This window comes from Bacillus sp. FSL W7-1085, from assembly GCF_038595035.1.
GTDB lineage: Bacteria > Bacillota > Bacilli > Bacillales > Bacillaceae > Bacillus > Bacillus altitudinis.
Genome location: NZ_CP152000.1, coordinates 3369096 through 3392811 on the forward strand (window position 1 = coordinate 3369096; position 23716 = coordinate 3392811).

Below are 23716 nucleotides of genomic sequence, written 5' to 3' on the forward strand. Positions count from 1 at the left end.
AAAATGACAAAATCGTTCTTCAAATTCTTTATTTCCTCAATCATTTTTACTTTTTACCGCTTGCGTATAAAACATCATCTTATTTTGTTTGACGAAATACTTATTTTTCATAAATTGATAAAAAACATCTGAATGAATCCAATTACTAGAAGGCATGTGAATATAGTCAGACCCGTCCCACGCAAACCAATAAAAACAAAGCCTTCCATCATGAATTGACAATTGAAATTCGAAACAGTCCATTTGATCGTCTGTCACGTATTGAAAAGTGAGGGACTCCCCTTCTTCCATATACACATCACAAAATGAGAGAATGTCTCCCCATGTATAGACCCTCACATTGCTTTCCTTTTCCTCACCAATATGTATGTTTCGAAGTTGATAGGACTCCATAAAACATCTCCTTTCACTTATATGCAGCTAGTTCTGAGTAGGCAGCGGTTTCATTTATACAGATGTTGTATGCTATAATGATACTTACGAATAATGAACGCTTGTGAGGTGATAAATATGAAAACCTTTAGGCTGATTGATTTAAAAATCGAACTTGATCCAAAGCAAGATAAAATGTCCAGCATTCCCCTTCGTGACGGCTTAATCATTAATAAAGAAGATGGCGAAAATCACTGGATGATCGAGGCACTGATCCCAAAGAAGCATAGACAAGTGTTTGAGGTGCTCTTTCAGCAGCATACAGAAGTAAAGATTCTCGTGACGATTACAAAAGAAAACAACCGCCCTGTTCATCTATCGGTCCAAGTCAAAAACATCGTTGCCTTAGAAGAAAACATATCTGTATTACTCGACGGTAAAATGATCACAAATCGTTACAGAACAGAAACCGAAGAAGTATTAAAAGACCTCGTCAAAGAGGGGCTATCAGGAGAAAAACTGCTGGATGCTTTTAAACAGAACACATAAAAAAGAGCGGGATGAGCCGCTCTTAGATGGTTGACAAAGGGCTAAAATGAACTTTATTTTAGCCCTTTGTCTTCCTTTTCAGCGTGATAGAAAACCTTTGAAGTCTAGGAAGGGCGAGCACCGGAGCAGAGCGAATTTAATATTCGTGAGCACCGGAGCCCAGCCCTGACAAAGAATGCGAGGGTTTGTCTACACGCTGAGAGCGGGATGAGCCGCTCTTTTTCTATTGCACATCTTTCGATTGGCTTTGATTTTTCAATAAATCTCTAATTTCGGTTAACAACACTTCCGTTTGATCTGGCGTTTCAACCACTTCCTCTTCCTCTACCTTTTTCCGTTTTAATTTATTTAAATAACGAATAAAGATAAAAATGGAAAAGGAGATAATCAAGAAGTCGACCACTGTTTGAATGAAACTTCCATACAAAATTTGAGCAGAACCGATTTTAATAGACAATCCACTAAAATCATGCCCCCCAACAATAATACCAACAAGCGGCATAATTAAATCATTCACAAGAGAAGTGACAATTTTGCCAAATGCTCCCCCGATGATGACACCGACAGCCAGGTCAATCACATTCCCCTTGACGGCAAACTCTCTAAATTCTTTCAGCATTCTTTATCACCTTCATCTTTTTTTGTCTAATATGACGTTTTTTTGTCAAAAAAGCAAGTCCTCATCCGCTCTGGATGAATGTTTCCATATAAAAAACGGTTCATACAAGATGAACCGTCAGACACATTACGATACTTTCGGACCGATAGAAAATGTCAGTTCTGCTTCACATGCCACTTCGCCATCTACTGTTGCAACTGCTTTTCCTTTGGCAACTGGACCGCGAAGACGTGTGACTTCAACCTCTAAACGTAGCTGATCGCCTGGCTTGACCTGTCTTTTGAATCGGCAGCTGTCAATCCCTGCAAACAAACCAATTTTCCCTTTGTTCTCTTCTTTACCTAACATGATGACCCCAAAAACTTGAGCAAGCGCTTCTACAATAAGCACACCCGGCATGACGGGGTATCCTGGGAAATGGCCATTAAAAAATTCTTCATTTACTGTGACATTTTTGATTCCAACCGCTCTTTTCTCACCATCAACTTCTAAAATACGGTCAACCAATAAAAATGGATAACGGTGTGGAATAATGTCTTGAATTTGCTGAGCATCAAGCATGTCTTGATCTCTCCTTCTTTTCTATATCGCTAATCTTCATTTGATTCCTATTGAAGTATATTATGAATGCTGTCATTTTTCAATGTTCAGCCCACATTTATGGTAAAAAATAGAATCTATCATTACCTATTGTCATGAAATATAATCCACTCTACACTCATCGTTTTTTCACAAATATGGTAATATATATTACATCATTGATTGAATAAGAGGGTAAAAATGAATTTTATAAGCGATAAATCCATTAAAAAACTTCTCCATTCGTGGTATACAATGCTAAAACATCGACATTTTTCGAAGGCTGAAGAGATCAAAACGTCCTTAACCAAATATAAACGTAGATTGTCAAAGAAACAGGAGCTTCATTTACATTATCAGCTTATGCTTTTTCGGCACCAGCTCTGGATGAACCAAACAGAAGACTTAGAAAAACTGAAGCATGAACTCATGCTCCACAAAGATCAAATGAATGATCAACTGCAATATTATTTTTACTTTTTTCTCGGTTTATACGAATCTTTAAAGAGCGATCAAAATGATGCCATTCACTATCTTGAAAAAGCAGAAGAAAAACTGCCCCTGCTAGACGATGAGCTAGAGGAAGCGGAGTTTCATTTCCGTACAAGTGGTGTTTATTATAACAACCGCTATTCACTGTTATCCATTCGACATGTTGAAAAAGCCATGGATATCTTTGCAAAGCACGGGGATATCCACAGCATTTATCGGTGCAAAATTGTGCTCGCCCTTAACTTTAGTGATCAAAAAAAATATGAAGAAGCAGAAGCTATTTTGATTGAAATTATCGAATACGTGAAAATGATTGATGACCAAGAACTGCTTGGTATCGTGTATTATGACGCTGGTTTTATCAAGTCGAGACAGAATCGTCATAAGGAAGCACTAGAATACTTTAAAAAAGCGCTTCGGCTCCCAGCATACCGGAAATCTGCCCACTCCTATGTGTCGTGTCTCTATGAAACTGTGCGTTCCTGCTTTAAAGAGGATTTAACTGATGAAGGAATGAAGTATATTCAAAAAGGGCTAAAAGAAGCCGTTGATGCCCAATTTGATCTATTAAGAATCAAGTTCCAAATTTTATTCCTTCTCTACAGCCAAACGCCCAAGGCAGATGAACAGATTGCTACACTCGTCACATGTCTTGAACGAAAAGAAGCCTGGATTGATCTTGAAGATCTGCTTGCAGATGTCTCAGATTTTTATAAAAAAAAGGGCGACTTTGAGCGAGCCGCCTTTTTTATCATGAGAGGCTGACATCCGCCTGCTCATTATCGAATGGTATTAATGAGTCCTAGCATTTGATCGCCCATCGTAATGGTTCTTGAGTTCATCTGATACGAACGCTGTGTTGTCATGAGGTCTGTTAATTCTTTAGACATGTCTACATTCGACGTTTCAAGTGCACCTTGCTGAAGTTGAATGGCCTGACGGTTTGCCCCATTCAGTGCCGTTAAAGCGCCTTGATAGTTGCCGTCGACTGAGAACAAATTTTCTCCTTCAGAGATGAGTGCTGAAGAATTATTCACTTGAACAACCCCAAGATTCACCTGCTGATTCGGTTGATTGCCTCGAGAAATAGCTGTAAGCCGGCCATTTTTATCAATAGAAATATCACGGAAATTCGCATTTAAGACAATCTCATTCCCGTTTTCGTCAAGAATCGGATGGCCTTCGCTTGTCACCAGCTGGACTTGATTCGGATTATTTCCTGGCTGTAAATAAAGAGAGCCATCTCTTGTATACCGGATGTTACCGCCAGCATTGACCTGCAAATACTGAGATGGCGCACCAAATGCAACATCAAGGTCACGGCCTGTTTCTTTAATAGACCCTTGCAATGAGTTAATGGATGCATTGACCATCGTTCCAGTTCCAAGCCTTATACCAGCAGGTGTCAGACGACTGTTTGCCACCTGCTCATTTTTTTCATCTACCTGATTAAACTGTTGTCTGATCAGCTCTGAAAAACGGGTGTTTTTCGCGCGATACCCTGTTGTTTCACTGTTTGCGATGTTATTACTAATGATATCAAGCTGTTTTTGCACCTCGTTCATTGACACAGCTGCATTGATCATCGTTCTAAGCATGAGAATCCTCCTCTCTCTTCATTTTTTCATTAATACACTCTTCCGATTTCGTTCACTGCTTTTTCTAAACTTTTATCATATGCCTGAACCACTTTTTGGTTTGTTTCAAATGCGCGGTAGGCTGTTGTCATTTCTGTATATGATTTCGTCACATCAACGTTCGAGAGCTCTGATACACCTTGGCTTAATGTATAGGACATTTGACCGTTATTGACCGCACTTGGAAGAGGCTGATTATCAACTGTACGGTATAAATCATTTCCTTCACGCGCAAGGTTTCTTGTATCCATTGCAACACGTACATCAATTTGTCCAAGGTTTTGTCCGTTTTCACTCACAGTTCCATCTGCGTTCACTTTGAAATTCTCACTTTGAACGGTAATCGGCTGACCCGTCACAGAAAGAAGGGCACGTCCATTGATCGTCAACTGATTTTGATCATTCAATGTAATGGAACTGCTTTTCGTATAACGAACGCCTTCTGGTGTATTCACAGCATAAAAAAGCGCTGACTTTTGATTTGTCTCCGGGTTGATGGGTACATTATTTTCTACTAATGCGATATCAGTTGTTTGATCCGTTGTTTTTAATGTTCCTTGTGTAAATTGAGGAATCAATTCCTGCATGTATGTTCCCGTATTAATTCCGCCAATCGCCGTTTGCTGTGGGATACTAAAGCCTTTGCCTGAAGATGTTTGGAAACGTCCTGATTCCATTCGGCTTAGCAGCATTTCTGGAAATGCGCGCATGGCCCCTTCATCTGCTTTATAGCCTGGAGTATTCGCATTTGCGATATTATTTGAAAGCATTTCTGTCCGCCGCTCTTGAGCGATCATGGCAGATGTTGCGGTGTATAGTCCTTTTAACACGTGCTCACCTCATTCAAATTCTTTCACATGACCTAAAATCATCAGTACACAATCTTCTATGAAATATATCGGCATATTGGCAGGCTTCTTTAATAAAAATCCCCCATTCTTTCTAAAAAGAATGAGGGAAATCATTAGCTGAGTTTACGCTTTGGCAGCTTGTCCATATTATCAAGCATCACGCCAGTACCAACTGCTACACAATCCATTGGATTTTCTGCAACGAAAACTGGTACTTTCAGCTCTTCTGCAAGCAATTGATCAAGCCCGTTTAGAAGAGCTCCGCCACCAGTAATGATGACGCCGCGGTCAATGATATCAGCTGATAATTCAGGTGGTGTTCTTTCAAGAACTTGTTTCGCAGCCTGAACAATGGCAGATACAGATTCACGTAATGCTTCTTCTACTTCTTTGCTTGTGACGGTAATCGTTCTTGGTAATCCTGTCACCATGTCTCGTCCACGAATCGAGATCTCTTCGTGACGTGCGTCTGGGAATACCGTTGCAACTTGGATCTTAATGTCCTCTGCAGTTCGCTCACCGATCAACAGCTTGTACTCTTTTTTAATGTAGTTTAGAATTTCCAAGTCAAATTTGTCTCCAGCCATTTTAATAGAAGAGGCGGTTACAATGTCACCCATTGAGATGACAGCGATATCTGTCGTTCCGCCTCCAATATCTACGACCATGTTTCCACTTGGCTGAAAAATATCCATACCAGCACCAATAGCTGCTACTTTTGGCTCTTCTTCAAGAAATACATGCTTCCCGCCGCTTTTTTCAGCAGCTTCTTTGATCGCCTTCTGCTCAACAGATGTAATGTTTGTCGGGCAGCAGATGAGCATACGCGGCTTAGAGAATAGCCCTTTCACATTTAATGAGTTAATAAAATGCTTGAGCATCGCTTCAGTTACTTCAAAATCAGCAATTACGCCATCTTTTAATGGACGAATCGCAACAATATTCCCAGGCGTACGTCCAACCATACGTCTCGCTTCTTCTCCAACAGCTAATACTTTCCCGCTGTTTTTATCAAGAGCGACAACAGATGGTTCATTTAACACAATTCCTTTTCCTTTGACATGAATCAGTACATTTGCAGTACCAAGATCAATTCCAATATCCCTAGCAAACATCTATATATATCCTCCTTGAAAATCTGTTTCCATAGCAAATACCACATTCTGCCCTAATTATATATTCTATCATAATTTGCAGAAAAAAAGATATTTCTTTACAAAAGTCTTTACAAAATTTGTGGTTAGAAACTACCGATAAGAGGAAGATATATATATCATGTTTATGAACAAAGAACTAAAGCTTACTGTTTTACAGGCTCACCTTCTAAAATTTCTTCTTTTTTATACTTTAACTTTGTGGCTTCTCCCCCTCGCAGGTGGCGGATTGATTTATGATAATCCAGTATCTCCTTCACTTCGTTAGCCAGATCTGGATTAATTTCTGGCAGTCTTTCTGTTAGATCCTTGTGTACAGTACTTTTAGAGACTCCAAATTCTTTCGCAATTACACGAACGGTTTTCTTTGTCTCCACGATATACTTTCCTATCTTGATTGTTCGCTCTTTGATGTAATCGTGCACACCACTCGACCTCCCTAAAATGGATGTGAGAAGTGTGAAATGAGATCCGTATCAATATTATCCATTTTCAGCGGCGCTTGTTCGTCTTAATTTCTCATCCATTAGTTAGTAAATGCCAAACACGATCCCTCACCTCAAACACTCTCTTTGTCAGGTTTGTAACAGTGTATTAGCATTGCATAGGGAATATGCTAAAAATGAAGATGGGACAAGGGATTTATCAGAAAAGACAAAACAAAAAATCATTTCGAGTGGCGAAAATTTTCACTTTACAAGCATCGGTGTAACACGTAAAATAGGAAAGGTGAATTTATTTACCTAGATAAATAATGAATAAAGGTGAGCCTATGGATACGTTAAACAGAGAGTGTTTACATCAAATACATCAAAGCGCGCGGCTGCTGTCTAAAAAAGCGAACGAAGCGCTTGCTGCTTATGACTTGTACATGTCCCAGTGGACTGTACTTTTTTGTTTGGATACATTCGGTCCTAAAACGCAAAAAGACATTTGGACCTATTTGAACGTCGAAGCACCGACGATTACCAGAACCGTGACGCGTCTAGAAGCAAACGGCTGGGTGAAACGAGTCCAAGGAAAAGACAAACGTGAGAATCTCATCGTCATGACAGACGATGCAAAAGCAAAGTTTCAAAAAATCAAACAGACGATGGAACAATTTGAAGAAGAATGTCTTTCAGATTTTACCTACGAAGAAAAACAACTCCTCCATACACTTTTACACAAATTATCAACTGAATAGGAAGTGACATACACCATGAACGAACGCATTTGGACAAAAGACTTTATCATGATTGTCCTGGTGAATTTATTTACATTCACCTCTTTTTATGCCCTTTTGACACTACTCCCCATTTACACAATGGATGAATTAAATGGAACAGAATCACAGGGCGGCCTCCTTGTGACGGTCTTCTTATTATCAGCAATTGTGACAAGACCATTTTCAGGGGCCATTATTGAGAAATTCGGCAAGAAACGCATGGCGATTTTTTCTTCAACGGCTTTTGCCCTGCTCACTTATTTATACATTCCAATTGATCAATTCCAAACACTTCTCATGCTGCGTTTCGTACAAGGAATCTTCTTCAGCATTTTGACAACCGTAGCAAGTGCTATTGCAGCTGATATGATTCCGAAACATAAACGAGGAGAGGGTCTTGGATACTTTGTGATGTCAATGAACCTCGCTGTGGTTATCGGTCCGTTTATCGCACTGAATCAAGTCGGAAAAGTAGGATTCCATTCTTTATTTCTTCTCTTTTCGATCATCGTCTCTATCGGTGCAGCTTTCACGATGCTGATTAGACAGCCAGAGCCTGAAAACGGCGGAAGTGTCATCTTTCGATTCACTTTTTCTCACCTGTTTGAAAAAGGTGCTTTAAAAACGGCAGCAGTTGGAATCATTATCTCCTTCTGTTACTCGCCGATCATTTCATTTATTTCAGTGTATGCCAATTCACTTCACCTGATGGGTGCAAGCAGTTATTTCTTCATTGTTTTTGCAGCTGCAATGCTTGGATCACGTCCATTTACAGGCAGACTGTTTGACCGAGTCGGGCCTCATATTGTGATCTATCCATCGATTGCTCTCTTTGCGATTGGTTTATGGATGCTGACCGCTACCCAAACAGCCACCATGCTTCTTTTATCCGGCGCTGTCATCGGTCTTGGCTACGGCTCTTTGGTGCCATGTCTACAAACACTTGCGATACAGCACTCACCAGCACACCGTACAGGCTACGCCACAGCAACTTTCTTTACCCTATATGATACGGGGATTGCCGCTGGATCATTTGTCTTCGGACTGCTTGTCAGCTTCACAGATTTTTCAAATGTATATCTCATTGCTGGCGTTGTCGTGTTACTCAGCATGGGCGTTTTTTATTGGAGCGAACGAAAACCGCAAGAAGCAAAAGCACAAAAGGTTTCCCTATCAGAATAGGATACTGTTTTAAACTTCACTGAAAACATGCTAAAATATAGGATATTTCAAATGAACAGATAGGTCTTTTGAAAAATAGTTGGCGTTAAGCGAAAGTATAGGTGATGTTTTGAATTACGAATTGTTTAAAGTCATACACGGGATGGCTCATCATTCTGAGTTTTTAGATCAGGCCATGATTTTCATTACGAAAAAGGCCATTCTCGTATATGCCCTCGTCTTATTGATTTGCTGGTTTTTAGGTAATCACAAATTTAAGAAGCATGTCTTCTTTTCTGGTGTAACAGGCATCGTGGCACTCATCGTCAATTTTGCCATTACGCTGTTTTATTATGAAGAGCGGCCGTTTGTGGCGCACAAAGTCGACACACTCATCCCGCACTCAGCAGACGCTTCCTTCCCAAGTGACCACACAACAGGTGCACTGGCTCTTTCACTAGCCATTCGATCCCGTAATAAAAAACTCGGCAATATTTTGCTTGTTTTTGGATTACTGACAGGGTTCTCCCGCATCTGGGTCGGTCATCATTATCCATTTGATGTATTAGGCAGCTTGATCGTATCGATTGTGGTTGTCTTTATCATGAATAAATTATGGAAGTTCTTTGACTCTCCAATTGACCGTATCGTGACATTTTACGAGAACATTGTGGGCAAAATTTTCAGAAGGAAGCAAAAGGACCAAGGATCAGACCTGTCCAACTCTTAAGCGGCTTGCGATAAAGTATGGAAGACCTCTCTTCTACTTTATCCCAGCCGCTTTTTTCATTGTTTGTTTTCCTCTGACCATACTCGAAAAATAAAGGCTGACGCTAATGCCAACAAGGGAAATCATGATTAATGTCCAGCCTAATTGTTCAAAATGAGAACCTGCAATTTCCTCACCAAACAGCATGCCAAGCACGGCAGATGACAGAATGGAACCAAGGTACCTGCATGTTTGAAAAAGCCCAGAGGTCGTGCCAATCATTTGTTGAGGGCTCGCTTTTAACATCGCAGCTTGAAGCGCAACATTTCCAATCCCGTAACTGAGTCCAAGCAAAGCAAGAACCAGTCCTTTCCCCCAGAATGGCGCAGGAATAAAAAAGAAAGTCATTGCGGAAGCGCCGGCCAGCATCAGCACAGCACTTGCCAAAACAGGGTGCCGTTCATCGCCGCGATCTACCCACTTGCCAGTCAGCGGCGAGACCATTATGCTCACGCCAGACATGCAAAGCATAAAGAGACCTGTCATCTCCACACGCCAGCCCAATTCATCCTGAAAATAACTTGGCAAGCCAAAAAAGAGACAATAGAAGAAAATATTCAAAATGATAAATTGCACATACACAAGCGAAAGCCGTTTCTCCTGCCTGAACATCCGAATTTGGATAAATGGCTCATCCACCTGATATTCCCACCATATAAAAGCACCCGCACTCACAAGACAGAGAATGCCCTGTACATACTGAATACCATCAGATAGTGATAATAAAAAAGAAAGCAAAAGGACAATACAAACTGTAAATAGAAACATCCCTGGCAAATCAAGCTTTCGGACAGTGTCTCCGATACGCAATTTTTTCTTCTTCTCCTTAGGAAACAAGGAAAGGCCTAGAAAAAAACTGATCAATATGAATGGCAGATTCACTAAAAAGATCGCCGGCCAGCTGCCGATCGTCATCAAAAACCCGCCAAGTGTCGGCCCGAGTGCTGTCATCGCTGAAGCAAAGATGGACAATACCGCTAAAGCAGAAGCTTGTCGTTCCTTCACATGATCCCGAATCAGTCCAACACCTGAAGGATAGATCGCACTGCTTCCAATCGCCTGTAGAAGCCGGATCACAATCAGCACCGCAAAAGTCGGGGCAAACGGCGCACAAATGGCTGAGACTGCCACTAGAACTAGTCCAAATAAAAATAAGGTTCTCCGGCTCATCACATGATCTCCAATTCGTCCACTCACCGGCTGCGTGACCGCACTGGCCAAATAAAAGGTTGAAATGAGCCAAGATACCGTCGTAAACGACAAACCGAACTCATGCTGAATTTGATGCAAGGCTAAAGAAATCATTGAGGAATTCAATGGATTTAACATCGTTCCAAAAGCAATCGCCGTTAAAAAGACTTTTCGATTGTTTTTCCATTTGATCATACACCCGCCCCCTTCTTTTGACATACACGTTCTTTGTCTATCTCCTCGTTATTATGAGATTCATTTCCCTTTTTTACCCTGATCAATTCAAGTTCTCTCTCCGAAAAGCAAGACATACATTTTAAAAAGGGCAAGTGTTGGAAAAGCGCATATAAAATTGAGAATATGAGGAACAAATGGTAAGATGCTACACATATTGAAAAGCCTACTTTCTCCTTATACGGAGAACGGCTGAAAAGGAGGAGAAGCTTATTATTAAAAAAAGACGGTTTTGGGTCCCAGCCCTTTTCTCGGTTGCAGTATTACTTCTGTCTTCGTGTGGTTCAAATGAAACAAATGGGAACGGAGATAAACGTAATTCTACAGCGAAAGGGTCGCCGATTTTGGAGGATGGGAAATTTATTTTTGCAGCATCAGGTGAATTCCACCCATTCAGTTACATGGATGGAAACCAGATGTCTGGCTTTGATATTGATGTCGGCAATGCGATTAGCGACAAGATGGGCCTAGAGCCTGTACAGAAAAAATATAAATTCGCAGGCATCGTCGAAGGCGTCAAAGCAGGTAAATTTGATGCCGCCATTGCAAGTCATACCATCAACGAGGAACGAAAAAAACACGTCCTTTTTTCTCAACCGTATTACTACTCAGGTCCGCAAATCTTCACAAGACCCGGCGCAGACATTCACAGTGCAGATGACTTAAAAAACAAAGAAATCGCTGTCTCTAAAGGTTCGTCTTATGCGGATATTGCCAAAGAACATAGCGGTCAGGAACCGAAATATTACGACAGTGATGTTGTCGCTTTAGAAGCACTAGCCAATGGCAAACACGATGCAGTCGTCACTGATTTTGCCACAGGTGCAGAAGCCTTGAAGAAGAAACTAAAAATTGAAGCACAAGAAAGACTCGGGCAAAGTGAGCAAGCAATTGCTGTCTCTAAAGACAATAAAGAGCTCATAAAAGAAATCAACGATGCGATTGATGCACTCAAAAAAGACGGAACATTAAGACAAATTAGCGAAAAGTATTTTGACGAAGATATTACCGTCAAACAGGATTAAAACCACGATTGTGCGCCTTTCTCTAGGCGCACTTTCTTCAAATGGAGATGATTGTTTTGCCTACCTTATCACATTTTTTTCAAACGCTGATTGATTCTAGAGGCGTTTTCTTAGAAGGAATGCTGCTCACCTTACAACTCACTGTCATCAGTATTTTCATCGGCATGTTCATCGGGCTTTTCTTTGCCTTACTAAAAATATCCCGCGTGGCCGTTTTCGGTTATATCGCAAATGCCTATATCTTCCTTGTACGCGGGACACCACTCATTGTGCAGATTTTTATCCTGTATTTTGGGCTGACAGAATTAAATATACCCGACTTTTGGGCAGCCTCTATTGCGCTTGCCTTCCATAACGGTGCCTATATAGCAGAAATATTCAGAGGGGCGATTCAATCAATCGATCAAGGTCAAAAAGAAGCAGGACGTTCTCTTGGCATGGGGCGATTTCTAACCATGAGACGTATCATTCTCCCGCAAGCGATGCGGCGCGCCCTTCCCCCTCTCGGCAATCAGTTTATCATCGGCTTAAAAGATTCATCACTTGCTGCCTTCATCAGCGTCAATGAACTCTTTAACATAGCCACCACTCAAGGCTCCAACAGTTTTGACAACATGACGTACTTACTTGTCGTGGCTGTCTATTACTTAGTTCTTGTCCTGCTGTTAACATTCGCTGTGCAAACCGTTGAGAAGAAACTATCAGTCAGTGATCATTAGGAGGAGAAGCATGACAGAATCAAAAGAGATCATTCGCGTTGAAAAACTGAATAAATACTTTGGAGAACTGCATGTCTTAAAAGATATAGACCTCACTGTATATGAAAATGATGTCGTCGTCTTAATTGGTGCAAGCGGCTCTGGGAAAAGCACCTTGCTCCGTTGTATGAATTTTTTAGAAATAAAAAATGACGGTCAGATCATCATTGATGGCAGTCCCGTTCATCCAAAACGAGATCAATTAAACGAAATGAGGCAGAAAATAGGCATGGTGTTTCAGCATTTTAATCTCTTCCCGCACAAAACCGTGCTTGAAAACATCATCGAAGCACCGGTCATGGTGAAAAAAACAAAGAAAGCACAAGCGATAACTGAAGCCAATGTCTTATTAGAGAAAGTCGGACTAGCGGATAAAGCAAAAGTGTACCCTTCAAAGCTATCAGGCGGTCAAAAACAGCGCGTTGCCATCGCACGAGCTCTCGCCATGAAGCCCGATGTCATGTTATTTGACGAGCCCACTTCTGCGCTGGACCCAGAGCTTGTAGGCGAAGTGCTGCATACCATGAAAAGTCTTGCCAAAGAAGGCATGACAATGGTCATCGTCACTCATGAAATGGGCTTCGCAAAAGAAGTAGCTGACCGAGTTGTTTATATGCATGAAGGACGAATCGTCGAACAAGGTACCCCATCAGAATTATTTGATTCTCCTCAAGAGGAGCGAACCACATTGTTTCTCAGTTCGATTTTATAGGTCAAACGCCCTTTATTTTTCGTCGTTCATGCACGTTTATTCTCATTTTTTACGAACTTTTCATCCATTTATATTGATAATGACCAAAAAACCATGTTAGATAAACTTACACGAATATGTTATATATGACTTTTCTCTCTATAATGAAGAATTAAGAAATCTATTAATTCTGAATGATTCGGGGGAATGCAGCATGCAAATGGGTGATACAGTATTTATGTTCTTCTGCACACTACTCGTGTGGTTAATGACACCGGGTTTAGCCTTATTCTATGGAGGACTTGTGAGAAGTAAAAACGTGTTAAGTACGACAATGCACAGCTTAACCTCACTAGCCATTGTCTCTATCGTCTGGATCGTGTTTGGCTATTCACTGGCCTTTGCGCCAGGCAATGCATGGATCGGAGGCTTTGACTGGGTTGGACTAAAAGGCGTTGGCTTTGAACCTGGTTCATATAGTGATACGATTCCACATTCATTGTTCATGATGTTCCAAATGACCTTTGCTGTCCTCACAACAGCCATTATCTCTGGTGCCTTCGCTGAACGTATTCGTTACTCAGCGGTGGTCGTGTTTACACTCCTTTGGGTCACATTTGTATACGCTCCAGTCGCTCACTGGGTATGGGGTGGCGGCTGGATTGGCGAAATGGGAGCACTTGACTTCGCCGGTGGAAACGTCGTCCACATTTCATCAGGTGTGGCTGGTCTAGTCGTAGCCATTGTTCTCGGGAAGCGAAAAGAAGCGGCAAGTTCTTCTCCGCATAACTTGATCTACACACTTCTTGGCGGAGCTGTGATTTGGTTTGGCTGGTTTGGGTTTAACGTAGGAAGTGCCCTCACATTAGACAGTGTCGCCATGTATGCCTTTATTAACACGAATACAGCAGCTGCTGCAGGAATCATCGGCTGGCTGTTAGTCGAATGGATGATCAACAAAAAACCAACGATGCTAGGTGCAATCTCTGGAGCCATTGCAGGCCTAGTAGCGATTACACCTGCCGCAGGTTTTGTCACACCATTTGCTTCGATTATCATCGGAATCATCGGCGGAATCGTTTGTTTCTGGGGCGTCTATTCACTTAAAGCCAAGTTCGGCTATGATGATGCACTGGATGCATTCGGTCTGCACGGAATCGGCGGTACGTGGGGAGGCATTGCTACAGGCCTTTTCGCCACTACATCTGTCAATGATGGCGGAGCCAACGGCTTATTTTACGGCGATCCAAGCTTACTTTGGAAACAAGTTGTCGCTATCGTGGCCACATACGTCTTTGTTGCAGTTGTCACATACGTGATCATCAAAGTCGTCAACATCTTCTTCAAGATTCGCGCAACTGAAGAAGAAGAATCAGTCGGTCTTGATTTAACGATGCATGGCGAAAAAGCATATCAAGATTAAAGAAAAAGGGGTGTCTCTATGAGCAAAATGTATAAAGTGGAGATTGTCACACGTCCAGCTAATTTTGAAACATTAAAGGTGGAGCTTGGAAAGATTGGTGTCACCTCGATTACCTTTTCCAATGTGCACGGCTGCGGATTACAAAAGGGACATACGGAACTATACCGTGGCGTCAAAAAGGAAAGCAATGTGTACGAACGTTTAAAGATCGAAATCGTTTTAAGCAAAGTACCTGTTGAACAGGTCGTGGAAACGGCTCAAAAGGTACTTCGTACAGGAGAACCAGGGGATGGGAAGATTTTTATATATGAGATAGAAAATACAATCAACATTCGGACAGGTGAAGAAGGACCTGCCGCCTTATAATCCATCCTCCGCCGAGTGCGGGGGATTTTTTAAGACAGAAAAAAACCTCTGCATATTCATATACACAGAGGCTGCAAGGTATTAAGATTGTTTTGTTTCTTCTGACTGACTGCGGTCTTTAGAGGAATCAGAAGACTTTTCTTGATCAGAGGATTTCCCCTTCTCATCAGACTTATCTTCAGATTTTTCTTCAGCCGGCTCTTTTGCCTTATCGTCAGCAGCAGGTTCCTTCGTTTTTTCATCAACTTTTGGCTGAGCAGGTTCTTTTGCTTCTTCCGTCACTTCTTGCGCTGCTTTTTCAATGGAAGAAACAGGCTTATCAATGAAGCTAAGTGGATTAAGCGCTAAACCTTCCATACGAATTTCAAAGTGAACATGGTTGCCGCTTTCAGCACCATATAGATTCTTACCAGAAGCACCGATGACATCATTCTGCTTTACTTCATCGCCTTCTTTTACACTCACTTGAGACAACGATTGATAAACAGTAGACAATCCATCTTCATGTTCAATTTCAACAACGTGACCGAGAACTGGATCTTTTTTCGCCTGAACGACTGTTCCACTAAGAGCAGCTGTGACATCAAACACTTTGCCATCTTTATCTGCAAGATCAATACCTTTGCTTAAGGTATAGGTGTTATTATAGTTTACAAGTGCTGCTTCTTTTTCTTTTTGATCAGCATCTGCTTCATAGAACTTTTTCACGACAGAAACATTCTCAGAATTCTGGACCGGCATAGCGACATTTTCAATTGGCTTTCCAACTTCAACGGCATCATCACGCTGTTCTTGTCCTGTTTGATTTCCATCAGATAGTTGGTCTTTCACATCTTTCGATACAGCTTGATACCAAAGAACGGCTGTTAACACGACCGCTGCGCTGACCAAGTAAATAGCAGGGAATACCCAGCGCTTACGGAAAAATTGCTGAACTTTTGTGATTTTGGAAGTACGTTTCTTTTCTTCCTCTCTCATTTTTCATCACCTCAGCAACATTCTGAACACTTTTCAAAAAATATATACACACGAAATCATTTTTCTTTTTATTTTGCGCAATCGCATCAATAATATGTATGATGAATGAAAAAAGATGGGGGTACATATGGTGAAAACTTTCAACCGCATGGCAACAGAAGATGACCTCAAAGAGATCGTCGATATCTACAATTCTACGATTGCTTCAAGAGAAGTAACGGCCGATACAGAACCTGTTACAGTAGAAGACCGCCGTCAGTGGTTTTTGAATCATTCAGAGAAACGTCCTCTCTATGTGAAAACAGATGAGGAAGGAAATATCTACGGCTGGCTCAGTTTTGAAACGTTTTACGGCAGACCTGCATACAACGGTACTGTTGAAATGAGTATTTATTTGAACCAAAACTATCGAGGAAAAGGTTTAGGGTCATTGTTCTTACAAGAGGCGCTTGAATTGGCACCCTCATTAGGCATCCGAACGTTACTTGCCTTTATTTTCGGCCACAACGAAGCCAGCATCAAATTATTTAAGAAGCACGGCTTTGAGACTTGGGGACATTTGCCACGCATCGCGGAAATGGACGGCAATCGGTACGACTTAGATATTTTAGGAAAAGAATTATGAACGGAGCGTCTCTTGAAGAAAGAGACGCTTTAGATTGTTGACAAAGGGCTAAAATGAACTTGATTTTAGCCCTTTGTCTTCTTTTCAGCGTGATAGAAAACCTTTGCAGTCTAGGAAGGACGAGTACTGGCGCGGAGCGAATTTGACATTCGTGAGCACCAGCACGCAGGACTGACAAAGAATGCGAGGGTTTGTCTACACGCTGGAGCGTCTCTTGAAGAAAGAGACGCTTTTTTATGAAGCATGCACCAACTGCTCAAATTGCTTCGCATTTTGAAGCGATTTTCTTTTCAGAATGATACCATGTTCATCAATCAGAAGCGCTTGCGGAACAACTGTTACTCCATACAACTCCATAATTTGTGATGAGCGCATATAAACAGCTTGCTCCGGCAGCAATTGAAGAAGTGAGGCATCATCGGCTTGTTCATCTCCATTAATAACAATCACATGAGCATCATCATGTGAAGTTTGAGGCTGCACATCAGACAAAATACTTTTACAAGTCATGCAAGTAGAATTCACAAATAACAGCATCACAGCTCGCCCATTTTGCAAATACTCCTTCAAGATCACCTTTTCACCTACATGCGAATAACTGCGAAATAACGGAGCCGGGTCACCAATATCCGCTTCCTTCAATTCAATTCCATCAAGGGACTTTATTTTATTCATAAATCTCCCGATAAAACGGGCAAGCAAAAACACGACAGCCAGCTGGGCAATGACAATTAATAACACAATGATTAATAAAATATCTGTCATTTCATTTTATCTCCTTCTATAATTGATCCATCTGCAATCTGGAATGAGTCGATCCACTTTCGCTTTAATAGCACAATTTCTTGGCTGACCGCTATGATCAAACAGACAGCCGCTGCAATGAGAAAACAAATCATTTTCAACCGCAATGAAATCATTTCAACACTAGGATGTACATAAAATAACCCAGCCACAAGAGTAAGCATCAGCAGATTACGAATCACAATCCCCCAATGCAGGCGATCGTTTTCCAGTAACCCTCCACAACCGCACGAAATATCACGATGCCCCCTAATTAAATTGAACGTAACCGCTCCAGTATAAATACATAACAGGGCTGTAAGGCCAATTGCAGGCAGGATAGACATGTTCCATATAAACAAATGAATCGTACAAACCAACTCAATCAACAAAAACACATAAAACATGGGTGCCGCGAAAGAAGGCGGCAGCAGCCGATAAGCATTGATCTGCTGAACATGTGCCTTCTGTTTCCTTGCTTTATCCAGCGATGCACCTGCAAAAATGATTCCTAGTAAATAGACGCCTATGAAATAAAAGACACTCACCTTACACCATCTCCTTTTGTTGAAATAGTTGAGATTGTGCCTCGTATAGCCTTCTGTACTCTCCGTGTAATGCCATCAGTTCATCATGGTTACCCTCTTCAATAAAAGCACCATCTTTCATGACGATGATACGGTCTGCTAAGCGGGCCGCTCCCATACGATGTGTAATAAACAAAACACCTTGATCCTGCGTATGATCGAACAACTTTCGAATGAGTGAGATCTCCGACAATGGATCGAGAGCAGAGGTCGGTTCATCTAAAATAATAAAATCACTTTCTCTAAAGAAGGTTCTCGCCATCGCAAGCTTTTGCCATTGTCCGCCAGACAATTCATGTCCCTCTTCAAAAAAACGACCTAGCTGCGCATCATATGTGTCTTCCATTTCATTAATTCTTTTCTCTATACCTGCTTGACGGGCGGCTGAAATCAACCGCTCTTCCTCTTCTATATCATCAATACGGCCAAACCCTATGTTTTCTCTCACAGTGAATTCGTACTTCATAAAATCTTGAAAAAGAACAGCCATTCTCGCATGATAGGTCTTTTTATGGATGGTGGAAATATCCTCTCCATTGACTTTGTGCATATTCTGTTGATCTGGATCATATAAGCCGGTTAAACATTTGATTAAAGTGGTTTTACCGGACCCATTATCACCTACTAATGCAATTCGTTCACCTTTATTCATATGAAAATGAATATGCTCAATCGCTGGTTTTTTCATATTCGGATAAGTAAAAGAGAGATTGTCTAATGTAATGGACTGGATATGCTCAATTCCCTGAAGCGACGCTGCCTCTTCTGTCTGTTCATGCATTTCCTCTTCTCTCTTTTGAAAAGCTCTCATTTCATCAATATATAGGCTTGTTTCATATAAACTAGAACATTCCCTCGTTAAATCTTGAAACCCACTTTGAATGTTTTGTACAGCTTGCAGCACTGCAACAAACGTACCCGCTGCTAATTTTTTTTGAAAAATAAGAAAGACAATCAATAAACCACAGCACACATAGGCCAATGTCATGAGCAACCCGCCTGCCATCTCCCAGCGCACTTGGCGTTTCAGCAAATTATATTTTTCATCTGCACTTTTAACGTAGTGACCTCTCCACTTTTGAAGAAGATAATTCCCTATTCCATATAAACGAACTTCCTTTAAAGAATCTCGCTGCGCGACGAGATCAGATACATACATTTCTCTTCGATCATTAGCCGTTAACAAACGATTTAATCGATAACGTGCGCCTCCAAAGAAAAGTTCAATCCATAATACAGGCAAGGTAAACAAGAACAATATGACCGCTAAGCCCCAATGAATACCGATCATATAGATAAGAAGTGATACAACAGTAATCAACGCGCTCATCATTGTAAAAATACTTCTCACCATACTGAGAACATGCTGATGACTGTTCATCACACGTTGACTTTCATTGTAAAAGGACGGGTGCTCAAACGTAATAAACGGCAGTCTTATCGCTTTTTGAAGCAATTCACCTTTCAAATGCAGACCAATAAGATTTGTAGCTTTCTGTTGACTAAGCTGAAGAATGAATTGAAGCCCATATCCTAAAATCACAATGACCATTTGCAGTCCAAATAACCACAAAACCTTTTGGATGTCACCTGAAGACGTCATAAATAAAATAATTTCATTAATCAAAGTTTGAATAATCCAGACACTAGCCAAAGGCATAAAACCAACGATCACTTGAATGAACAAAGTTAAAAGAAGATAAGAACGACTTTTTTTCCAAGTATAGGAGATTGCATATAAACAATGGTTCACTGTACTCATGAGATGCTCCACCTTACACCATTTAGTATAATTGACATATTTTTGATATTTGTAATATGATAGCTTTGCGTAACTTCACTTTGAGAGGACGATATACGATGAATTCAATTTTTCTTTTACAGCTCGCTCTTATGATTTGCAGTCTTCTATTAACGGCTGGAATTATCATCTATTTAAAACAACAGATGCAGCTTATCATCTTACCTATAGAACACGTGGGGCAGAAACTTGCGCATCCACTTCTCGAACAGCCATCACCCATTCACATGAATGATCTGCTGCAAACAAATCGTACACAACAATTACTGATCTTCACTGACACAGCATGTCCGCACTGCATTCCATCACTCGAACAATTCCTAGAAACAAAAAAGCAGCGTAAACTAAACGTTTCATTGAGTATTTTGTTGAAAAACGGGCAAAAAAAGGACCAAGAATTATATCGTGATCACGAAACAAACTTGCGAATTATTCCGGTAGACGAACAATTGATAAACGCATTCCAAATTCAGGAGTTTCCGTTCTACATCATGGTAGAAGAAAATGATACCATCTCATATGCAGCACCTTTTCCAGACGGTCTTTATTCAAGACTAGCTGCAAACTAAAGATAAATGAGGCATGTGAAGAGCATCAAACACATGCCTCATTTTTTATTATTGTGAATTTGGCTGAACATCCTTCCCTTTTTCCTCTGCAGCGATTTCATTACCTTCGCTTGAAGCGGATGTTTGTTCCTCAGCTTGTTCAAACTCACTGCGAGCTTCATTTGAAATGTCAACTTGATCACCGTGCTGATTCACAGTAACAGAAGAAGACCCCTCTTTTTGAACCTCTTTCTCTAGTTCCTTTAATTTAGAAACATGAAGCTCTAAATCTTTTCCTTGCTGAACTAAAGTCAGTTGTTGAAATAACGCCTTTCTCTCTTCTGGAGAATGGTCGCCTTGAACAATTTGCGCTGCTTGGGTCAAAAAAGAATTTGATGTATGGCCTGCTTGACGCTTATTTGACGTCTGCATAGCATTTGTTACTAATGAAATTGGAGTTATGCTCATGCGTTCACACCCTAATAAATAAGATACTTAGATTTAGCAGCCACATTTAACGCGTTCTTGGCTAGTACAAATCTCACCTGTGTCACGATCCACATAGTAACGGAAAGTTCCAACACCTTGAAGGAAACAAGTTGGTGCTGATTGGCAAGAAGTTACCAATCTTTGCAAAATACATCTAGCAGCTGCAGGTTGAACATTGGTCATTTTGTTTAAAATTCGATCTAACATATGAATTCCACCTTCCAATTTTTATGGTAATACAATACAATAATAACCAATTAATAGACAACTAACAACATATTTTGATAAATTTTCTAATTACTTCAAACTACTTTTCTTATTTATGACAAAATTTATCGATTAGAATTGTAGTAATTGCTACTTTTTTCTTATTCAAAAATAATTTATTTATCCATAAAAAGTAAATGAAAGATAGAAAAAAGGTCAATTCACTCTTCCTAAAGTACTACTTGCTCAAGTATGATATAGAGTGAATACATAAAGGAGTGAACCCAATTGCAACAAACTGAGAAAATCATTCAATCTCTTCATTCAATAACAAAGTGGGGAAAGGTTGGGAGCATCTTTCTCTATATTTCAGGTGGTCTATCCATCCTCAGTGGGTTTTGGCTTGTTCTTCCTGCTGCCATTGGCGTTTTTCTCATCATGATGGGAATACATGTCCAAAAATCCGTGAAAGCAGCTGAACAATTGATTCAAGCGCCTGATACTTCTTACGAAGAATTATTGGAACAATATGCTAAGATGATGAAAATGCAAACACTGTTTGCGATTTCAAGTATTGCCGCCGTTATTCTCTCATTCATCGCGATCGTTTTGATGTTTATACTAGGCGGGCTAGCCTTCCTCCAAGAACTCCCTACCGATGTCCAACAGTACGAAGATTATTACGAAGAAGAACTTGGTGACTTTTATTAATAGAAAGGGGTATCAATGAAATACGATACCCCTTTTTTATTTGAGTTGGCATAGACTTGATACTAAACTTGACAATCAGCCTTTATCATTTTAAAATACAAATCGTAATCATTACGAAATAAAGGAGGATTATAGCAATTATGCGCGTGAAAATCACCTTAGCCTGTACTGAAACAGGTGACAGAAACTATATCACTACAAAAAATAAACGAACGAATCCAGACCGATTGGAGTTAAAAAAATATTCTCCACGATTAAAGAAATACACCCTTCATCGGGAAACAAAATAATTTTTAAGATTTAAATCGTAATCATTACTATATAAGTGAGGCGGCATACAAAATGAGCATGTTCAAAAGGACTAAAACAAATGGATAAAAGAATACCTGTCACAGTTTTAAGCGGCTTTTTAGGAGCTGGAAAAACCACGATATTAAATCATGTTCTTCAGAATCGTAAAGGCCTAAAAGTAGCTGTTATTGTCAATGACATGAGTGAAATAAACATTGATGCGGAATTAGTTAAGCAAGGCGGCGAACTCTCTCGATCAGATGAGAAACTGGTTGAACTATCTAATGGTTGTATTTGTTGCACATTGAGAGAAGATTTATTAATTGAAGTAGAACGCCTTTGTAAGGCTGGGAATATCGATTATATTGTCATTGAATCTACAGGTATTAGTGAACCAATTCCTGTCGCTCAAACTTTCTCTTACATTGATGAAGAAATGGGCATAGATTTGACACGTTTTTGCAGATTAGACACGATGGTAACGGTGGTAGATGCAAACCGTTTCTGGACAGATTTCCAGTCAGGAGAAAGTTTATTGGATCGTAAAGAAGCAGTTTCAGATGATGATGAACGAGAGATTTCCGATTTACTTATTGATCAAATTGAATTTTGTGATGTGCTCATTATCAACAAATGTGATCTTGTATCAGCATCAGAACTAGATCGGCTTGAGCACGTATTAACTAAACTTCAACCAGAAGCAACCATTATTAGAACCTCTAAAGGTAACGTACAGCCTAGTGATATTTTGAATACTGGTTTATTCGATTTTGAAAAATCTAGTGCTTCTGCGGGCTGGATCAAAGAAATCAATGCTGGACACTCTCAGCATACGCCTGAAACAGAAGAATACCAAATCTCATCTTTTGTTTATGAAAGAAGGCTTCCTTTTCATACTGGCAGACTGAATGCATGGTTAGATCAAATGCCAGAGCAAATCGTTCGAGCGAAAGGATTTACATGGCTAGCGACACATCATGATTTAACCATTTTAATTTCACAAGCCGGAAAATCTGTGGCAATTGAACCAATCGCATACTGGATTGCTGCCTTGCCTGAGCAAGAACGATCACGGATCTTAAATCAGGAACCAGACATTCTAGATGAGTGGGATGCAGAGTTTGGTGATCGACATACAAAACTTGTCTTTATCGGTGTAGATTTACCTAAAGCAGATATTATTCGTACACTAGATCAATGCTTACTTACACCTGAAGAATTTGATCAAGATTGGACAACGTTTGAAGACCCCTTTCAATGGAACATACACACTTAAACCAGGAGGGTTTTAAATGGCAAAGAAATCAAAAATATCAAAAGAAAAAAAGCGGCAGCAGCTCGTTTTGAAATATGCACAATTAAGGAAAGAGCTAAAAGAAAAAGGTGACTATGAAGCTTTGCAGAAACTACCTAGAGACTCTTCACCCACTCGCTTAAAAAACCGCTGTGAATTAACTGGCCGTCCTAGAGGTTACTTGAGAAAATTTAAAATGTCTCGAATTGCTTTTCGTGAGCTTGCCTATAAAGGACAGATTCCAGGAGTGAAAAAATCGAGTTGGTAAAGATTGATTTGATCTTAGCATAGTTCCTGTCAATGTAAAGCAGGACAAAATGAATA

Annotated in this window: 30 protein-coding genes; 16 read left to right on the top strand and 14 right to left on the bottom strand. The window is 40.4% G+C overall.

The genetic code is table 11. From position 1 onward, the window contains the following. Positions 1-36: 36 nt before the first annotated feature. Positions 37-393, bottom strand: a complete 357-nt coding sequence (locus tag MKY11_RS17465) for a hypothetical protein (protein ID WP_008343305.1) — start codon at positions 391-393, stop codon at positions 37-39. A 117-nt stretch (positions 394-510) separates the two neighbouring features. On the opposite strand from MKY11_RS17465, the gene MKY11_RS17470 reads away from it, so the two are divergent. After that, positions 511-921, top strand: coding sequence for a YwpF-like family protein (locus MKY11_RS17470; RefSeq protein ID WP_003215215.1), 411 nt, complete (start codon positions 511-513; stop codon positions 919-921). Between the two features lie 223 nt (positions 922-1144). On the opposite strand, the gene mscL is transcribed toward MKY11_RS17470, so the two are convergent. Together mscL and fabZ are read right to left on the bottom strand one after the other, a co-directional pair. Continuing rightward, positions 1145-1540: a large conductance mechanosensitive channel protein MscL gene (mscL, locus tag MKY11_RS17475; protein ID WP_007497563.1), complete on the bottom strand. Its 396-nt coding sequence runs from the start codon at positions 1538-1540 to the stop codon at positions 1145-1147. A 126-nt stretch (positions 1541-1666) separates the two neighbouring features. Further along, positions 1667-2101: a 3-hydroxyacyl-ACP dehydratase FabZ gene (gene fabZ / locus MKY11_RS17480; protein WP_007497564.1), complete on the bottom strand. Its 435-nt coding sequence runs from the start codon at positions 2099-2101 to the stop codon at positions 1667-1669. 219 nt (positions 2102-2320) lie between these two features. Between fabZ and MKY11_RS17485 the strand changes: the two genes are divergently transcribed. Next, complete coding sequence (locus tag MKY11_RS17485; RefSeq protein ID WP_058337021.1) at positions 2321-3376, top strand: tetratricopeptide repeat protein; 1056 nt, start codon at positions 2321-2323, stop codon at positions 3374-3376. A 14-nt stretch (positions 3377-3390) separates the two neighbouring features. Here the strand turns inward: MKY11_RS17485 and MKY11_RS17490 are convergent, their stop codons facing one another. From MKY11_RS17490 to spoIIID, 4 genes are all read right to left on the bottom strand, one after another. Further along, positions 3391-4209 (bottom strand): flagellar hook-basal body protein, encoded by an 819-nt coding sequence (locus MKY11_RS17490; RefSeq protein WP_047945724.1) that lies wholly within the window; start codon positions 4207-4209, stop codon positions 3391-3393. Positions 4210-4238: 29 nt separating this feature from the next. Then, on the bottom strand, positions 4239-5078 hold the full coding sequence (locus MKY11_RS17495) for a flagellar hook-basal body protein (protein ID WP_242731177.1): 840 nt from the start codon (positions 5076-5078) through the stop codon (positions 4239-4241). A 134-nt stretch (positions 5079-5212) separates the two neighbouring features. Next, positions 5213-6214, bottom strand: a complete 1002-nt coding sequence (gene mbl / locus MKY11_RS17500) for a cell shape-determining protein Mbl (protein ID WP_012011515.1) — start codon at positions 6212-6214, stop codon at positions 5213-5215. Positions 6215-6399: 185 nt separating this feature from the next. Then, on the bottom strand, positions 6400-6678 hold the full coding sequence (spoIIID, locus tag MKY11_RS17505; protein WP_008343327.1) for a sporulation transcriptional regulator SpoIIID: 279 nt from the start codon (positions 6676-6678) through the stop codon (positions 6400-6402). A gap of 347 nt (positions 6679-7025) precedes the next feature. Between spoIIID and MKY11_RS17510 the strand changes: the two genes are divergently transcribed. The 3 genes from MKY11_RS17510 (at position 7026) to MKY11_RS17520 (ending at position 9351) form a co-directional block, all read left to right on the top strand. After that, positions 7026-7439, top strand: coding sequence for a MarR family transcriptional regulator (locus tag MKY11_RS17510; protein ID WP_008343328.1), 414 nt, complete (start codon positions 7026-7028; stop codon positions 7437-7439). A gap of 15 nt (positions 7440-7454) precedes the next feature. Then, on the top strand, positions 7455-8642 hold the full coding sequence (locus MKY11_RS17515) for an MFS transporter (RefSeq protein WP_024718734.1): 1188 nt from the start codon (positions 7455-7457) through the stop codon (positions 8640-8642). Positions 8643-8751: 109 nt separating this feature from the next. Then, positions 8752-9351: an undecaprenyl-diphosphatase gene (locus MKY11_RS17520; protein ID WP_008343330.1), complete on the top strand. Its 600-nt coding sequence runs from the start codon at positions 8752-8754 to the stop codon at positions 9349-9351. Between the two features lie 33 nt (positions 9352-9384). Here MKY11_RS17520 and MKY11_RS17525 read toward each other — a convergent pair whose 3' ends face one another. Next, a complete protein-coding gene (locus MKY11_RS17525) occupies positions 9385-10776 on the bottom strand; it encodes an MFS transporter (protein WP_035389771.1) in 1392 nt (463 codons plus the stop codon). A gap of 218 nt (positions 10777-10994) precedes the next feature. On the opposite strand from MKY11_RS17525, the gene MKY11_RS17530 reads away from it, so the two are divergent. The 5 genes from MKY11_RS17530 to MKY11_RS17550 all read left to right on the top strand — a co-directional run bounded on the left by MKY11_RS17530 (position 10995) and on the right by MKY11_RS17550 (position 15078). Further along, a complete protein-coding gene (locus MKY11_RS17530; RefSeq protein WP_342502116.1) occupies positions 10995-11840 on the top strand; it encodes a transporter substrate-binding domain-containing protein in 846 nt (281 codons plus the stop codon). Positions 11841-11881: 41 nt separating this feature from the next. Further along, the gene (locus tag MKY11_RS17535; protein WP_007497584.1) at positions 11882-12559 is read left to right on the top strand and encodes an amino acid ABC transporter permease; all 678 of its coding nucleotides are present in this window, start codon (positions 11882-11884) and stop codon (positions 12557-12559) included. 10 nt (positions 12560-12569) lie between these two features. Further along, the gene (locus MKY11_RS17540) at positions 12570-13310 is read left to right on the top strand and encodes an amino acid ABC transporter ATP-binding protein (protein ID WP_342467635.1); all 741 of its coding nucleotides are present in this window, start codon (positions 12570-12572) and stop codon (positions 13308-13310) included. A 193-nt stretch (positions 13311-13503) separates the two neighbouring features. Then, complete coding sequence (locus MKY11_RS17545; RefSeq protein ID WP_041091425.1) at positions 13504-14712, top strand: ammonium transporter; 1209 nt, start codon at positions 13504-13506, stop codon at positions 14710-14712. 18 nt (positions 14713-14730) lie between these two features. Next, complete coding sequence (locus tag MKY11_RS17550; protein ID WP_007497589.1) at positions 14731-15078, top strand: P-II family nitrogen regulator; 348 nt, start codon at positions 14731-14733, stop codon at positions 15076-15078. A gap of 81 nt (positions 15079-15159) precedes the next feature. On the opposite strand, the gene MKY11_RS17555 is transcribed toward MKY11_RS17550, so the two are convergent. Further along, positions 15160-16056 (bottom strand): peptidoglycan DD-metalloendopeptidase family protein, encoded by an 897-nt coding sequence (locus tag MKY11_RS17555; protein ID WP_039165313.1) that lies wholly within the window; start codon positions 16054-16056, stop codon positions 15160-15162. Positions 16057-16183: 127 nt separating this feature from the next. Between MKY11_RS17555 and MKY11_RS17560 the strand changes: the two genes are divergently transcribed. Continuing rightward, positions 16184-16681 carry a GNAT family N-acetyltransferase gene (locus MKY11_RS17560; protein WP_008343345.1) on the top strand — a complete coding sequence of 166 codons (498 nt, stop codon included), beginning with the start codon at positions 16184-16186 and terminating at the stop codon, positions 16679-16681. 234 nt (positions 16682-16915) lie between these two features. Here MKY11_RS17560 and MKY11_RS17565 read toward each other — a convergent pair whose 3' ends face one another. From MKY11_RS17565 to MKY11_RS17575, 3 genes are read right to left on the bottom strand one after another with little or no spacing between them, the layout of a single operon-like run. Continuing rightward, entirely contained in the window at positions 16916-17446 is a 531-nt protein-coding gene (locus MKY11_RS17565) for a thioredoxin family protein (protein WP_007497592.1), read from the bottom strand. Further along, positions 17443-18012: a MauE/DoxX family redox-associated membrane protein gene (locus MKY11_RS17570; protein WP_217967755.1), complete on the bottom strand. Its 570-nt coding sequence runs from the start codon at positions 18010-18012 to the stop codon at positions 17443-17445. Before MKY11_RS17570 ends, MKY11_RS17565 begins: the two co-directional genes overlap by 4 nt. A 1-nt stretch (position 18013) precedes the next feature. Then, entirely contained in the window at positions 18014-19813 is a 1800-nt protein-coding gene (locus MKY11_RS17575) for an ABC transporter ATP-binding protein (RefSeq protein WP_268372864.1), read from the bottom strand. A 98-nt stretch (positions 19814-19911) separates the two neighbouring features. Here MKY11_RS17575 and MKY11_RS17580 point away from each other — a divergent pair, with 98 nt between their 5' ends. Continuing rightward, positions 19912-20421 carry a hypothetical protein gene (locus MKY11_RS17580; RefSeq protein ID WP_056704223.1) on the top strand — a complete coding sequence of 170 codons (510 nt, stop codon included), beginning with the start codon at positions 19912-19914 and terminating at the stop codon, positions 20419-20421. A gap of 48 nt (positions 20422-20469) precedes the next feature. Here MKY11_RS17580 and MKY11_RS17585 read toward each other — a convergent pair whose 3' ends face one another. Together MKY11_RS17585 and MKY11_RS17590 are read right to left on the bottom strand one after the other, a co-directional pair. Continuing rightward, complete coding sequence (locus MKY11_RS17585) at positions 20470-20868, bottom strand: hypothetical protein (protein WP_341017738.1); 399 nt, start codon at positions 20866-20868, stop codon at positions 20470-20472. A gap of 33 nt (positions 20869-20901) precedes the next feature. Beyond that, positions 20902-21096 (bottom strand): hypothetical protein, encoded by a 195-nt coding sequence (locus MKY11_RS17590; RefSeq protein ID WP_072367358.1) that lies wholly within the window; start codon positions 21094-21096, stop codon positions 20902-20904. 288 nt (positions 21097-21384) lie between these two features. Between MKY11_RS17590 and MKY11_RS17595 the strand changes: the two genes are divergently transcribed. The 4 genes from MKY11_RS17595 (at position 21385) to rpsN (ending at position 23660) form a co-directional block, all read left to right on the top strand. Next, positions 21385-21807, top strand: a complete 423-nt coding sequence (locus MKY11_RS17595; protein ID WP_007497598.1) for a DUF5362 family protein — start codon at positions 21385-21387, stop codon at positions 21805-21807. Positions 21808-21947: 140 nt separating this feature from the next. Next, positions 21948-22097, top strand: coding sequence for a 50S ribosomal protein L33 (gene rpmG / locus MKY11_RS17600; RefSeq protein ID WP_003214771.1), 150 nt, complete (start codon positions 21948-21950; stop codon positions 22095-22097). An 80-nt stretch (positions 22098-22177) separates the two neighbouring features. Then, the gene (locus tag MKY11_RS17605; RefSeq protein ID WP_041507895.1) at positions 22178-23374 is read left to right on the top strand and encodes a GTP-binding protein; all 1197 of its coding nucleotides are present in this window, start codon (positions 22178-22180) and stop codon (positions 23372-23374) included. Between the two features lie 16 nt (positions 23375-23390). Next, a complete protein-coding gene (rpsN, locus tag MKY11_RS17610) occupies positions 23391-23660 on the top strand; it encodes a 30S ribosomal protein S14 (protein ID WP_327861712.1) in 270 nt (89 codons plus the stop codon). Positions 23661-23716 lie beyond the last annotated feature (56 nt).